Annotated in this window: 13 protein-coding genes; 8 read left to right on the top strand and 5 right to left on the bottom strand. The window is 57.9% G+C overall.

The annotated features are described in order from the left end of the window. Positions 1 to 63: 63 nt before the first annotated feature. The 3 genes from ACYU7Q_RS15365 to ACYU7Q_RS15355 form a co-directional block, all read right to left on the bottom strand. Positions 64 to 558, bottom strand: a complete 495-nt coding sequence (locus ACYU7Q_RS15365) for a GNAT family N-acetyltransferase (RefSeq protein WP_460610325.1) — start codon at positions 556 to 558, stop codon at positions 64 to 66. A gap of 38 nt (positions 559 to 596) precedes the next feature. After that, complete coding sequence (locus ACYU7Q_RS15360; protein ID WP_460610324.1) at positions 597 to 1,637, bottom strand: hypothetical protein; 1,041 nt, start codon at positions 1,635 to 1,637, stop codon at positions 597 to 599. Between the two features lie 86 nt (positions 1,638 to 1,723). After that, a complete protein-coding gene (locus ACYU7Q_RS15355; protein WP_460610323.1) occupies positions 1,724 to 1,978 on the bottom strand; it encodes an acyl-CoA-binding protein in 255 nt (84 codons plus the stop codon). Between the two features lie 73 nt (positions 1,979 to 2,051). Here ACYU7Q_RS15355 and ACYU7Q_RS15350 point away from each other — a divergent pair, with 73 nt between their 5' ends. Next, positions 2,052 to 3,350 carry a metal-dependent hydrolase family protein gene (locus ACYU7Q_RS15350; RefSeq protein ID WP_460610322.1) on the top strand — a complete coding sequence of 433 codons (1,299 nt, stop codon included), beginning with the start codon at positions 2,052 to 2,054 and terminating at the stop codon, positions 3,348 to 3,350. A gap of 123 nt (positions 3,351 to 3,473) precedes the next feature. Beyond that, positions 3,474 to 4,031 (top strand): CinA family protein, encoded by a 558-nt coding sequence (locus tag ACYU7Q_RS15345; protein WP_460610321.1) that lies wholly within the window; start codon positions 3,474 to 3,476, stop codon positions 4,029 to 4,031. Positions 4,032 to 4,033: 2 nt separating this feature from the next. Here the strand turns inward: ACYU7Q_RS15345 and ACYU7Q_RS15340 are convergent, their stop codons facing one another. Continuing rightward, a complete protein-coding gene (locus ACYU7Q_RS15340) occupies positions 4,034 to 4,615 on the bottom strand; it encodes a hypothetical protein (protein WP_460610320.1) in 582 nt (193 codons plus the stop codon). Between the two features lie 139 nt (positions 4,616 to 4,754). Between ACYU7Q_RS15340 and ACYU7Q_RS15335 the strand changes: the two genes are divergently transcribed. Both ACYU7Q_RS15335 and ACYU7Q_RS15330 read left to right on the top strand, forming a co-directional pair. Beyond that, complete coding sequence (locus ACYU7Q_RS15335) at positions 4,755 to 5,951, top strand: zinc dependent phospholipase C family protein (RefSeq protein ID WP_460610319.1); 1,197 nt, start codon at positions 4,755 to 4,757, stop codon at positions 5,949 to 5,951. A 124-nt stretch (positions 5,952 to 6,075) separates the two neighbouring features. Then, positions 6,076 to 6,819, top strand: coding sequence for a peptidylprolyl isomerase (locus tag ACYU7Q_RS15330; RefSeq protein ID WP_460610318.1), 744 nt, complete (start codon positions 6,076 to 6,078; stop codon positions 6,817 to 6,819). Positions 6,820 to 6,881: 62 nt separating this feature from the next. Here the strand turns inward: ACYU7Q_RS15330 and ACYU7Q_RS15325 are convergent, their stop codons facing one another. Then, a complete protein-coding gene (locus ACYU7Q_RS15325) occupies positions 6,882 to 7,283 on the bottom strand; it encodes a BLUF domain-containing protein (RefSeq protein ID WP_460610317.1) in 402 nt (133 codons plus the stop codon). Between the two features lie 517 nt (positions 7,284 to 7,800). On the opposite strand from ACYU7Q_RS15325, the gene ACYU7Q_RS15320 reads away from it, so the two are divergent. From ACYU7Q_RS15320 to ACYU7Q_RS15305, 4 genes are all read left to right on the top strand, one after another. Next, positions 7,801 to 8,907, top strand: coding sequence for a tyrosine-type recombinase/integrase (locus ACYU7Q_RS15320; protein ID WP_460610316.1), 1,107 nt, complete (start codon positions 7,801 to 7,803; stop codon positions 8,905 to 8,907). 104 nt (positions 8,908 to 9,011) lie between these two features. Next, positions 9,012 to 9,908 (top strand): hypothetical protein, encoded by an 897-nt coding sequence (locus ACYU7Q_RS15315; RefSeq protein WP_460610315.1) that lies wholly within the window; start codon positions 9,012 to 9,014, stop codon positions 9,906 to 9,908. 13 nt (positions 9,909 to 9,921) lie between these two features. Beyond that, positions 9,922 to 10,326 carry a helix-turn-helix domain-containing protein gene (locus tag ACYU7Q_RS15310; RefSeq protein WP_460610314.1) on the top strand — a complete coding sequence of 135 codons (405 nt, stop codon included), beginning with the start codon at positions 9,922 to 9,924 and terminating at the stop codon, positions 10,324 to 10,326. A 113-nt stretch (positions 10,327 to 10,439) separates the two neighbouring features. Beyond that, complete coding sequence (locus ACYU7Q_RS15305; RefSeq protein WP_460610313.1) at positions 10,440 to 12,584, top strand: DUF3987 domain-containing protein; 2,145 nt, start codon at positions 10,440 to 10,442, stop codon at positions 12,582 to 12,584. Positions 12,585 to 12,595 lie beyond the last annotated feature (11 nt).

Raw genomic sequence — 12,595 nt, 5'->3', positions numbered from 1 at the left:
AATATGAACGGAAAGATACACTACCACATGGGGCAGCACTGCACCGTCCGTGAATAGCTGACACTAGTATTTCAGGCAGTAGCTTAAATCCTCACTAGTGAGGCTGCTGGTTCTGTGGAAGCCTAGCTTTTCGAGCAGCCGGATGGCCGGGCCGTTTTGCCGGGTCGTGATGGCGGTGATGTGCGCCAGCTTCATTTCGCGCCGGCCAAATTCAATGGCCAGCTTCATGGCTTCGGCCATCAGACCCCGGCCCCGGAAGGCGGGCTTCAGCACGCAGCCCAGTTCCCCGACACCGTCCGTAAAGCCCCGATAAAAGCCCAGCGTGCCCACTACTTCATTGGTAGCGTTGCTGACAATGGCCCAATGAATGGAGGAACCCCGCTGGTAGTCCGCCTTTATTTTTTCCTGCATTTCGGCCGCTTCCTGCGCAGTTTGGGCCAGCCGGGCGTCGTAGAAAGAGATTTCGAGCAGGCTGCTGCTGTCCGCTGGCATAACCTGGCGCAGCAAAACGGCGCCCGAAATTAGCACGGGGAAAATGGGGTAAGGAGGCAGATTCATCGGTAGCTGTTTATTTCACTTACTGTAAATAAACTCCCTTACCCCGCGCCCGGCCGCACGCTGGCTCCCAGCATCAGCCACAGGTTCTGGCGCACCACATCGCCCATCGAGTCGCACTGTTCGAAGGCCTCGGTGTGGTGGTAGCGGTTGAGTTCGGCCTTGAGCTGGGCTACTTTTTCGGGCGGGGCCAGTTCGTGGCGGCGCATGGCTTCCAGCAGGTCGCGCAGGCGGTGGCGCTCGGCGCGGGCGCGGCGGGCCATCAGGGCGCGCTCCTCGGTCTGGTACTGCCGGATGGCCTCGGGCTTGAGGTGGCGGGCGCACATGGCCACCACGGCGGCGTTGTCCTTGAAAAACTGGGGCAGGTACATGCTGCGGCGGCCCTCGTAGCTCTGTTGGTCGAAGTCGATGGCCTTCACGCGGTACTGCTCGTTCTCGAAGTCGGGCGTCACGGCGATGACATAGTTATACGCCCGCATATCGCCCAGCAGCCGCACGAAGCACCGCTCGTTAAACTTCACAAACTCCTTGGCCAGCCGCACTTGGTTGAGGTGGGGCAAACTCAGGTGCTGTCGGATAAAATCATCGCCCGGAATACCCACGATGTGCTCCTCAATCAGCGTGTCGCCGCTCACCAGGAAGTTCATCGAGTTGGGCGAAAGCAGGTGCTCCAGCTCCAGGCCATACAGGCGCGAGGCGTCGGCCTGCTTCACGTAGAAGTAGTCGTAGTTGTCGTTGAGCTGGTTCACGATGCGCACCCGAAACGGGCGCGAGTTGCCAAACTCGCAGTAGTCGATGCGGTCGGCCACGAGGTGCTCGGAGAAGGACAAATCGCCGGCCGTTTTCAGCAGCGCATATACTTCCGTAAGGCCCTGGCCCAGCTCGCGCAAAGTCTGCGGCTCGAAGAATATGGTTTGCCAGAGCGTGTCCTTCCCCGACCGGTCCAGCAGCGGAAACGAGCCCGTGAACTGCCGCAAATCGGCGTAGGTCACGGGCAGCTGGGTTTCGCGGTCGTAGGCGCGCAGGTACTGACGCAGGGCCTGCGTAATGGGGTACGGCGGCTTTTTGCGGGAAATGTCCACAATACACTGAGTGATTGAGTGACTGAGTAACGACGTGATTGAGGTTTTTTTCACCCGGTCACCCCGCTACTCAGTCACTCAGTGGCTTACCCCGCCAGCTCGCTTACCAGCTCTACGTACTGTTGGCGGGCGGCATCCTTGCTGGTGCCTTTCAGGCTGTTCCAGGCATCGAACTTGGCAATGGCTTTGAAGTCGAAGCCGCCGGGGCGGTCGCCGGTTACGTCGCCTTCGGTGGCTTGCTTGTAGAGGGCGTAAAGCTGGAGCAGAATCATGTTGGAGGGCTTGCTGGGCAGCTGTTGCGCGCGCTGGCTGGCGGCGTCGAATTCTTCTTGCGTGGTCATACTAAAAGGGAGAAATTCTATGGGTTTAACCGGAACACGCCGTTGTACCTTGGCGGCTTATTCACACAAACGTATGACGCGCAAATCTATTCCTGCTCTGGCCACAGCCGTGTTTTTGCTGGCCGCCCCGGCCGCCTTCGCCCAGAAAACCTACCTGCACTGCGGCCACCTGCTCGATGTGCGCAGCGGCAAGCTCCTGGCCCAGCAAACGATTGTGGTTGAACGCGACCGGATTACGGCCGTGCAAAGCGGCTACACCGCCGCCAGCGGCCCCCAGGACAAGGTCATCAACCTCGAAAGCCGCACCGTACTGCCCGGCCTCATCGACTGCCACGTCCACCTCGAATCCGAGTCGAGCCGCAATAATTTCCGCGAGCAATTTACCCTCAACCCCGCCGATATAGCCTACCGCGCCCAGGGCCACGCCCTCACCACGCTGCGGGCCGGCTTCACCACCGTGCGCGACTGCGGCGGCTCGGGCGTGAACACCAGCCTGCGCAATGCCGTGGCCCAGGGGCTGGTGCCCGGCCCGCGCATCTTTTCGGCGGGCACGGCCATCTCGGCCACCGGCGGCCACATGGACGAAACCGACGGCCTCAACGAAGACCAGCTCACCAAAGCCGGCCACCCCATCTACCTCGCCAACGGCCCCGACCAGTGCCGCCAGGCCGTGCGCGAGCAGTTTAAGCGCGGGGCCGACCTCATCAAAATTGCCAGCACCGGCGGCGTGCTCGACCTGAGCAAGGACGGCACCGGCGCGCAATACACCGAAGAAGAAATCCGCGCCGTGGTGGAAACGGCGAAGGACCTGGGCATGCGTGTGGCCTGCCACGCCCACGGTGCCGAAGGCATTAAGCGGGCGGTGCGGGCCGGCGTCACCAGCGTCGACCACGGCTCGCTGATGGACGACGAGGCCATCCGGCTCATGGCCAAAAGCCGGACCTGGTACGTGCCCACGCTCATCGCCGGCAAGTCGGTGGCCGATACCACGCGCACCCACCCGGGCTACTTCCCGCCCGTCATCGCCGCCAAGGCCCTGAACGTGGGCACCAAGATGCAGGGCACCTTCGCCCGCGCCATCAAGGGCGGCGTGCGGGTGGCGTTTGGCACCGATGCGGGCGTATACCGCCACGGCCAGAACGCCCGGGAGTTCGGCTACATGACCGAGGCCGGCATGAGCCCACTTGACGCCATCCGCACGGCCACTCTCAACGCCGCCGAGTTGCTGGGCGAAACCACCGACTTAGGAGCCATCGAAGCTGGCAAGCTGGCCGACATTGTGGCGCTGGACGGCGACCCGTTGCAGGACATTTCGGCCCTCATGCGGCCCAAGTTCGTGATGAAAGCCGGCGTGGCCTACCGCCAGGAATAGAGCCCTGACGCCCTAGTACAGCGGTGCTTAAGCAGCTTTCGACGGGAGGGTAAGGTAAGCTCGACCGCAACCTGGCCAGCGGGCGGCGGCGTATGCGGGAGACTTATCCCGTGCCCCTCCCCTATGAAAACCCCTGATTTGAATGCGTTGGTCGAGCAGTTTTTGCAGCAAAAAATCACCCTGGCCCTGGCCGAAAGCTGCACCTGCGGGCTGGTAGCCGCGCAGCTGGCTTCGGCTACTGGCGTGAGCGAAGTGCTGCTCGGCTCCGTCGTCACCTACCATCCTGAAGCCAAGCAGCGCCTGCTGGGGGTGAAAAAAACCACCCTAACCACCTACTCGGCCGAAAGCCAGCAAACTACCAACGAAATGGCCCTGGGCCTGTACCAGCGCCTGCCCGCCGATGTGTGCGCGGCCGTGACCGGCCTGTGCGGCCCCGGTGCTTCGGAAACACCCGACAAGCCCATGGGCACCATTTTCGTAACCATTCTGGTGGATGGCCACGCCCACGAATACCGCACGCGACTGGAGGGCTCGGCCGATAAGCTGCGCGACCTGGCCGCCAATTTCGTCTACGAAAAAATTGGCGACTTGCTGGGCCGGCGGCAGGTGGCCGCCTTGGCCGCGCCTGCTGTACCCAGCAGCAAAGCCGCCGCCAAAACGATACCGGCCAGCAAGCACTAGTGCTAGTGCGTCGCCGATTCGCGGTACAGCGTGGTGACGCGGAACAAGCCGGTTTTGCGGTCGAAATCCACTAAGCTCTGGCCGAGGCCCAGCTTGCCGACAGCGGCAATGAACTCCGGGTTACTCGCTTCGTAGGCTTCGCGGATGTAGCGCGTGGTGAGGGGAAAAATGAGCCCGGTGAGGCCCCGGCTGAAGAAATAGCGCGTGCCTGCGCCGTTGTTACCGCCCAGGGCGGCGTTTACGGTGGTGGAGTTCTGTGTATACACGCACAACGTGTCGGCGTATTCGAGCCGGTATTCTTCGTTCCGAAACAAGCGCGATGTGCGGCCCTTGCCCGAGACATAGCCCCACACGCTGTCGGGGGCCACGCGTAGCTTGGCAGTTTTGGAGCCGCGCGGCACCACTACCACCAGCTGCCCACGCTTGTCGGGGTAAAAGGCATCGAGGCCGGCGGGCTGGGGCTGCTTGCGGTGGTAGGCCGCGCCCGTGCGGTAGGCCCCGGGCGGAATGGTGAACACCTGGGCGGCCACTGGCCCCGCCAGCAAACTCAGTACTCCAATTAATAAGCGACGCGTGCGTTTCATATCGGCTAGTTGAGCCACGAAGGTACGGCCTGCTCCTACCCCGCTGGCGCACCCCAGGGCCGAGGTTTCTGAATGTGGCGGCCAGTGCCGAACTTTGGCCAGGGGAACTATCCCTGGCCCCGTAATCATTCCTGCAATCATGAAAAAAACGTTGTTGCCGCTGCTGCTTGCGGCCCTCATTCTGGCCCACGGCACCGCGAGCGGCTGGGGGTTCTTCGGCCACCGCACCATCACCCAGCTGGCCGTGTACGAGCTACCGGCCACCATGCAGGCCTTCTATTTCCGCCACATGGCCGAGGTAGTGCGCCTGAGCACCGCCCCCGACGAGCGCCGCAACGACGACCCCACCGAGGCGCCCAAGCACTACATCGACATGGACCATTATTCCGAAAACGACCCCTTCGGAAAGATGCCGCGCCAGTACGATGCGGCCGTGGCCAAGTTCTCGGCCGATACACTCAAGAAGTACGGCACCGTGCCGTGGGTGATTATGGAGATGAAGGACAACCTGACCGAGGCCTTCCGCCAGCGCGACACGATGAACATCGTGAAGTATTCGGCCGAGCTGAGCCACTACGTGGGCGATGCCTTCGTGCCGCTGCACACCACCATCAACTACGACGGCCAGCTCACCGACCAGAAGGGCCTGCACAGCCTCTGGGAAAGCCAGCTGCCCGAGAAATACATCAACGACTACAAGCTGGACGGCGAGCCCGCCAAGTACGTGAAAGACCCGCTGGCCGCCATCTGGACCACGCTGGCGCAGAGCTACGGCTTCCTGGGCGAAACCTTTGACCGGGCCAGCAAGATTGAGAAGGTGATGAAGCCCGACGTGCGCTTCACCTTCTCGCATAAGTACGGCAAGACCTCGCGCCGCTACTCCGACGCCTTCGCGGCCGAGTACGAGAAGGCCGTGGGTGGCATGGTCGACTACCGCCTGAAGGGCGCGCCCAACCTGGTGTCGTCGCTCTGGCTCTCGGCCTGGCAGGATGCGGGCAAGCCCGACCTCGGCGGCATGATGACGCCCAACAAGCCCACCAAAGAGGAAAAGGAGAAGCTCAGTACCGAGCTCACGGCCTGGAAAAAGAACACCCTGGCCCAGGACCAGCTCCTGCTGGCCCAGCAAAAGGCGAAAAAGGTCGAAACCGTGGACGAAATCAAATCGGCCAAAGACATGGCCGAGCCGCCCGCCGAAGCCGAAGCTACGCCCGCTCCCACTGCCCCGACACCCGCAACGGCCACCCCCGCCGCGCCCGTGGAAAAGGTGAAAGTGAAAACCAAAACCAAAGAAGGCAGCGAAAAAACCAAGCAGAAAGTCAGCAACCCGGGCTGGTAGCCCAACTTGGGTGCTAGCTAAGCTGAAAAAGCCCGCGCCCTACAGCGCGGGCTTTTTTTGGCCTGCGCCCAACCGGCGGGCCCGGCTTGCCGTCTTACCTTGGCCTACTTTTCGGCCTACTGCTATGCTTATATCCGTTTCTTCTGCTGTCCGGCTGCTGCTCGGCCTGGGCTTGCTGGCTGCCTGCAACCAGGCCCCGCCGGCCACCGCACCGGCTGCCACCAAGCCCGTGGTGCCCGGCCCCGACCTGGCCACCCTCACCGACAGCGCCGCGCCGGCCGCGCTGCTCGCCTACGGCAAGCAATACCCCGGCTCCGAGGTATTGGTGAAGACGCGCCTGGGCAACATTCGGGTGCGGCTGTACGACGACACGCCCATCCACAAAGCCAATTTCCTGCTGCTGGCCCGCAAGGGCGTGTTCGACGAAACGATGTTCAACCGCGTGGTGAAAAACTTTGCCGTGCAGGGCGGCCAGACCTACAACGCCCGCACCATCCGGCTGAAGCGCTACCGCCTGCCGCCCGAAATCCGGCCCGGACATTTTCATCACAAAGGCGCACTGGGCATGGCCCGCTACGACGACGAGCAGAATCCCGGCCGCCTGTCTTCCAACACCGATTTTTACTTTGTGGTGGGCGAAAAGCTGGCCCCCAACCAATCGCAGGCCATGGCCGGCCGCAAGCTCACCCCGGAGCAAATCAAGGCCTACGCCACTATGGGCGGCGTGCCCTCGCTCGATGGGCAGTACACGGTGTTTGGCGAAGTCATCGAAGGCCAGGACGTGGTCGACAGGATTTCCAACGAGCCCGTGGAGTCCGATAAGTGGCCGGTGAAGGACATCACCATGAAGGTGGAAGTGGTGAAGTAGCCCGGCGGGGGTCCCCGTTGCACAGGTTGAATTTCAAACTCGGCAGCAGGGCTCCCGGGTGCCTACGCCAGCGGCTCCTCGGCCATGAATGCTTCGAGCAGCGGCACGAGGTTGCGGATGTGCTCGGGCGTGGCATCGGGCTGGGGCGCGAGGCGCGAGAAATCGGCCGGCTCCACGCTGCGAAACTGCATCGACCAATCGGCAAACGCTCGGCCGGGCACGGGGCCATCGGCCAGCTTCACCACGTTGCGGTGCCGGATATCGGCGGCAATTACGGCGTAAATCTGATGCACTTGGGTGGCATCGCCCTCCAACACCTGAATAATATTGCCCTCGGTGCTATAGAGCAGCAAGCCGGTGACGTTGAGGCTGGCGTTGGTGGCGCGCCAGTGGCCCAGTTGCCGCTGCAATTCGCTTTCGGTGAGGCTAATGTTGGCAGTGCTGGAGTAAACGAGGTGGTGCATGGAGCCTGAACGGTGAAGTAGGCTCCAAAGCTAAATTTCCGGGCAAGCTCCTACAACCTCAACCGTAGAATTTCAGGCTTAAACCAATTAAAAAGGCCCGCCCCCAGGGGAAGCGGACTACTCATAAAAGGACACTTATAACTGGTAACATTAACCAGCAATAACCAACACTATTCAGCACAAAAACCGCATCGGAGGATATTCCGCTGCGGTTTTTTATTGTCCACTAAGAAAAAATATCAGCTCGGTAACTGCTGGTTGTTACCGGTTGATAATGGCTGGTTTGTACCCCAGTCGTACCCCGTGACTTTGCGTTGGGAAGGGCCGTTAAGTGAAGGCAACTGATTAATGACGGCTCGACAAAAGCAATTGAACTGCTGCACCACATCTGCTAAAGAGCCAAATATTCAAGATAACAACCTCTTGTAATATAAGCATTTGCTTAGCATAATTAGGCGCGAGGCAATCACAAGCAGATGTACTTAGCCTTGACACTCACCTTCAAACCCCAGTAAAAATGGCACTTGTTCACATTCGTAAAAAAGTATTGAGCGATGGCAAAGCCTCGCTGATTTTGGATTACACGGTAAACGGGCAACGGCGCAAACAGACGCTTAAAATTTACGTTGACCCCAAAGACCAGAAAAGCCGCGACCCCCTACGGCGCAACGCTTATGATGAGTCTTACCGACAAGCCGAGTTACTGCGCCTGGAGGCACAAAAGCGCCTCATTAATCAAGACCACGACCTGCCCCAGGCTTTTGACAAACGCGCATCCTTTTTCGACTACTTCGAAAAGATGGCCGCGACGCGCCATCACAACTGGGCAAACGTCCTGAAACACCTGCGCGCCTACACCCGGGGCCAACTAACCTTTGGCAACGTCACGGAAGAATGGATTAGCGGCTTCCAAGACTATTTACAAGGTCAAGAGCAAATGCAAAACATAACGGTGCGCAAGTATGTGGGCATCATCAGCGTGTGCCTGAACCATGCCGTAAAACACAAAGTGATGCCGTTTAACCCCGGCAAGAATGTAACCAAGGTGCGCGTCAAAGAATCGGACCCCAGGTACCTCACTAAAGAGCAAGTGCAGCAGTTGCAGGTGCAGCGTGATGGGATTCCAAATTGGCTGGTCAGGCCTTTCTTATTTTCCTGCTACACCGGCCTACGCCTTTCGGACGTTGAGTCACTGACTTGGGTAGAATTGAAGCCCAATGGCAAAAACGCCGAAGGGTTGGCCCAGTTCGTGTTGGTTAAGGAGCAACTTAAAACGGACGAAATTGTGCGGGTGCCATTGAGCCCTCAAGCATTGGCCATTGTAAACAGCATCAAAAGCGAATGTGAACGCAGTCCTAGAGCCGATGATTTAGTATTTGTCATGAAGCGGCGTACAGCAATCAAGCGCTACATCCGACTGTGGCGCAAGCAAGCAGGCTTTCATTTTACGTATCACTCCTCGCGCCACACCTTTGGCACCGGGTTGCAGAGTGCCGGGGTGGACATCAACACTACAAGCAAGCTGATGGGCCATAAAAGCCTGGGGATGACTCTCCGATATGCCAGAGTCATATCACGTCAGAAAGAAGAAGCTATTGACAAAATGGCGGCGTATTGGGGGTAAGCTTTTGCATCCACAGCCTATAAGCAAAAGCACTGCCCTCATGGGCAGTGCTTTTCTTTTATTAGACCTAACTTCAATCGTAAATCCTTAAATCCGTCAGCGATATGCCAGCAAACATAGTAGGGCTTCCCGATTATGACGACACTGCTTATAACGAGCCCAATTATGAGTATAACGAAGCTTCATACGATGCTAACCGTGCACGATATACGAATTGGCGAAGATTGTGGGCTAAGCGCCACTTCCATGAATCCTACGAGGATTACGACCCGCATACTCCTGACAAACCATTGATAGGAATTATCGACCTGCTTCATCACCCTAGCTTTCCAGCAGCACTTCATCAAAAGTTAATCAGTTCTTCAAACGATGAGGAGCCGTTGCACCCCGTTGACGTGAAGGACTTCATGGAAAACAAATATGCTCACCAGCTTGAAAAACCGGATTGGGATTATTTGAAGGAAATTATCTCCAACCTTGAGGAGGAAGGCCCCTCGCCCATTCCACAAACAGTGAGGCAGGCGCGTCATTGGTTGGAAGCCAAGCGTACCACAATTCTAATGTGGCCTCCCATGCTTGGTGAGCCCGACGCTAAAGGAAGGAAGGAACGGTTGAAAGATGTCTTTGCTTTTGAACGTGTAGTCAAAGCAGGCCCCAAATTCCAAGGCAAACTAGATGATTTAATAAGACTCCCCCTCACCCTGGCTTCACTGTTAGAATTGCTTTCGAATTTAAGGCTTGTCGAGGAACACGATTCGGAAGGCACGATAGCAAACCCTTATGCAAAAGCGGGCGAATGGGGTGGGCTTGTCCTTGCGCTGCATAAGAAACAACTTTTAGTCGGCCCAGCCTCTTCGATTTACAAAGCGCTGAAGTCATCATTCAAAGCAAAAGTGTCCGAAAAGACTATCAGTAATGCCTTAAGAGGGGATGGTTATCAATCTATTTATCACGCTAAGATTGTGCTAAACCACTTAGAAACAATGCCTTTTATCACCTAGCAATTGCCAATTTTTGCGGATTTTATTTTCGAAAAGAGCCGCAATACCAGCCCTGAACCTTTGCATCGCTCCCAGCAAAACCAACTCATCAACAATCCCTGGGGGCAGCAAAATAATGCAGGACAAGACACCTCCTCCCCAAAACCCAGCAGACCACTACTACAACACGACGCAGGCGAGCATTTATTTAGGCAACACGCCGCCTTCGTCAATTCGCCAGTACACGGCACAGCGCCGGTTACCTTGCTACAAACCGGGAAAGATTGTTCTCTATCGAAAATCCGACCTTGATGCATTTGTAGAGGCTTCCCGCCGTGCGTCGATGGACCAACTCAACCAAGAGTTGGAGGAAAAGCGCAAGGAACTGAACGGCACAAATACGGGTGGCGCAGCTAAAGGAAAGGACGCACGGTCATGAAATGTGCCGCCACTTCCTCCGAATCGACTGCGCCAGCAGCGCCAGCAAAGTTCAGCCTATTTACCTGCGGGGTCCGCAAGGTAATACCAGACAAGTCTTTGACATTGCGGCAAATGCACAAGCGGCTCGTATCCGACCAATACGCCAAAGCAACCGCTGACATTCGAGCGCTTGTTGCGGATACCCCCCAGCGGAAGCAAATCAAACTGGCCCTAGATAATGTTACGGTAGCAGGTGAGTTCAGTAAGCGTGCCGCCGCTAACCTGCTCACTCGTTCGGGCTTGCTTGTACTCGACTTCGACCATGTGCGTAACCTGCGTGGGTTACGTCGTCACCTGTTGCGTGACCCCGTCCTTGGGCCCAGTGTAATGCTGCTTTTTATTAGTCCCAGCGGTGACGGGTTAAAGGCGGTTGTCGCAGTCGACATTCGTTTTGACCATAAATGCAGCTTTGACGCCATCGTTGCGCATTTGCGGGCTACCTGTCCACGCTGGTTCAAACAGCTGGACCTAGGCGCCAGCGACATTAGCCGGGGGTGCTTGCTCTGCCACGACCCCGACGCCTATTTGAACCCGGACTATCTGTTGCACATCCCATTCCCGCAGGACCTAAGCGACTTGTTTGAAGCCTGCGGAAATCCATTTTCCTCCTTGCCTCCGACTAATAACGAGGCAACACGCTTGGAAACGTGGATACGTGCCGTGGAAGCATCGACTGACTTCCCCGACGATTACGACTGCTGGTACCGCATCGGCTTAGCGTTAGCGAGCCTAGGTGAAGAAGGGCGGCAATACTTTCACCGCGTCAGCCGGATGAGCCCGAAGTACAACGAGGCAGAATGCGACCGCCAATTCAGCTTATCGATGCAAAAAGGCAGTGGCGCTATCACGGTGGGTACGTTCGTGCACATTTGCCAAGAGGTTGGCCTTCGCCCCGACGATACTCCTTCCAACGATGAACCGCATGAAGATGGCCCCACGCCATGCCTACCCGATGGCCTTTTCCCTCAACTTCCCATGCTGTTGCAAAAAGGCTGTACCCCATTTCGCACGGACCGAGAGCGTGATGTAATGCTGGTGGGAATGCTGACAGTGCTGTCGGGGTGCTTCCCCACATTGACGGGGCTGTATCGGGGCAAGGTCATCGGGGCCAACGTGTACGCTTTTATAGTGGCCCCGGCTGCGAGCGGTAAGGGTGCGCTGGATTGGGCCCGTTTGCTGGCGTGGCCGCACCATTTAACCTTGCGTGAAGCCAGCAACCGAGCTTGGCAGGAATATGAAGAGGAATTGGAGACATACGAACGAGCCAAACGGGCTGCCAAACGGGGCGACCCGCTGCCCGCTAAGCCCGAACAACCGCCGCGCCGGCGGTTATTCATCGCCGCCGACAACGGGGCCGCCAACCTGATTAAAACCTTGGCCGAAAATGAGGAACACGGCATCCTGTTTGAAACCGAAGCGGATACGCTAAGCGGCACATTGAAGCAAGATTTTGGCGATTACTCAGCCTTGTTGCGCAAAGCGTCGGAACACGAGCCACACCTGTACGACCGCAAAACCGCTGGCACTTACGAACTGAGCCGCCCATCCCTATCTGTGGTGTTGAGCGGAACGCCGGAGCAGGTCAACCGGTTGATACCGTCGGCGGAAAACGGCTTGTTCAGCCGCTTTTGGTTTTACAGTTTCCATGCGCCTCACGAATGGGACGACCCGTTTGCCGATGGGGGCGAGGCGCTGGACGACATCATGAATACATTATCGGCGCAGGTATCCACCCTGATTATGCAAGCCGCCGCAACTAGCATTCGGATGAAGCTCACCTCCGAACAGGAAAGCCGCTTTAATGCCAAGTGGGTGGAGTGGCTACGCATGGGCATTGCTGACTTTGGCGAGGGCTCCGGCAGTGCAGTTAAGCGTCATGGTCGAGCCTGCTTCCGCCTCTGCATGCTGCTGACGCTGCTCCGCAGCTTTGAGAACGGGGAATTCTCATCCAACCTCGTCTGCAGCGATGAGGACTTCGCATCTGCGTTGAGCATTGCCGACATCTTCCGGCAGCATGCCCTACGCATTTATCAACATATGTTGCAGCATGCTGACCGACAGCAGGTGCCTTCCCGCAAATATCTGCGGGCTGAGCAAGAGGTAGAAGCACACCGATTAAAAGCACAAGGATTGAGCATCCGGCTAATTGCCAGCCGCCTAAGTGTTCCTAAAACGACGGTGCAAAACTGGTTAAGTTCAAAACAGTCTACCCCTTAGCATATATATGT

This window comes from Hymenobacter terrigena, from assembly GCF_054776515.1.
This window is presented reverse-complemented; position numbering and strand designations above follow the sequence as displayed.

Bases quoted from the DNA above. Each gene is read 5' to 3' on its own strand.
- ACYU7Q_RS15330 (WP_460610318.1), top strand. From the start codon at position 6,076: ATGCTTATATCCGTTTCTTCTGCTGTCCGGCTGCTGCTCGGCCTGGGC.
- ACYU7Q_RS15340 (WP_460610320.1), bottom strand. From the start codon at position 4,615: ATGAAACGCACGCGTCGCTTATTAATTGGAGTACTGAGTTTGCTGGCG.
- ACYU7Q_RS15305 (WP_460610313.1), top strand. From the start codon at position 10,440: ATGCACAAGCGGCTCGTATCCGACCAATACGCCAAAGCAACCGCTGAC.
- ACYU7Q_RS15365 (WP_460610325.1), bottom strand. From the start codon at position 558: ATGAATCTGCCTCCTTACCCCATTTTCCCCGTGCTAATTTCGGGCGCC.
- ACYU7Q_RS15320 (WP_460610316.1), top strand. From the start codon at position 7,801: ATGGCACTTGTTCACATTCGTAAAAAAGTATTGAGCGATGGCAAAGCC.
- ACYU7Q_RS15350 (WP_460610322.1), top strand. From the start codon at position 2,052: ATGACGCGCAAATCTATTCCTGCTCTGGCCACAGCCGTGTTTTTGCTG.
- ACYU7Q_RS15335 (WP_460610319.1), top strand. From the start codon at position 4,755: ATGAAAAAAACGTTGTTGCCGCTGCTGCTTGCGGCCCTCATTCTGGCC.
- ACYU7Q_RS15315 (WP_460610315.1), top strand. From the start codon at position 9,012: ATGCCAGCAAACATAGTAGGGCTTCCCGATTATGACGACACTGCTTAT.
- ACYU7Q_RS15345 (WP_460610321.1), top strand. From the start codon at position 3,474: ATGAAAACCCCTGATTTGAATGCGTTGGTCGAGCAGTTTTTGCAGCAA.
- ACYU7Q_RS15355 (WP_460610323.1), bottom strand. From the start codon at position 1,978: ATGACCACGCAAGAAGAATTCGACGCCGCCAGCCAGCGCGCGCAACAG.
- ACYU7Q_RS15325 (WP_460610317.1), bottom strand. From the start codon at position 7,283: ATGCACCACCTCGTTTACTCCAGCACTGCCAACATTAGCCTCACCGAA.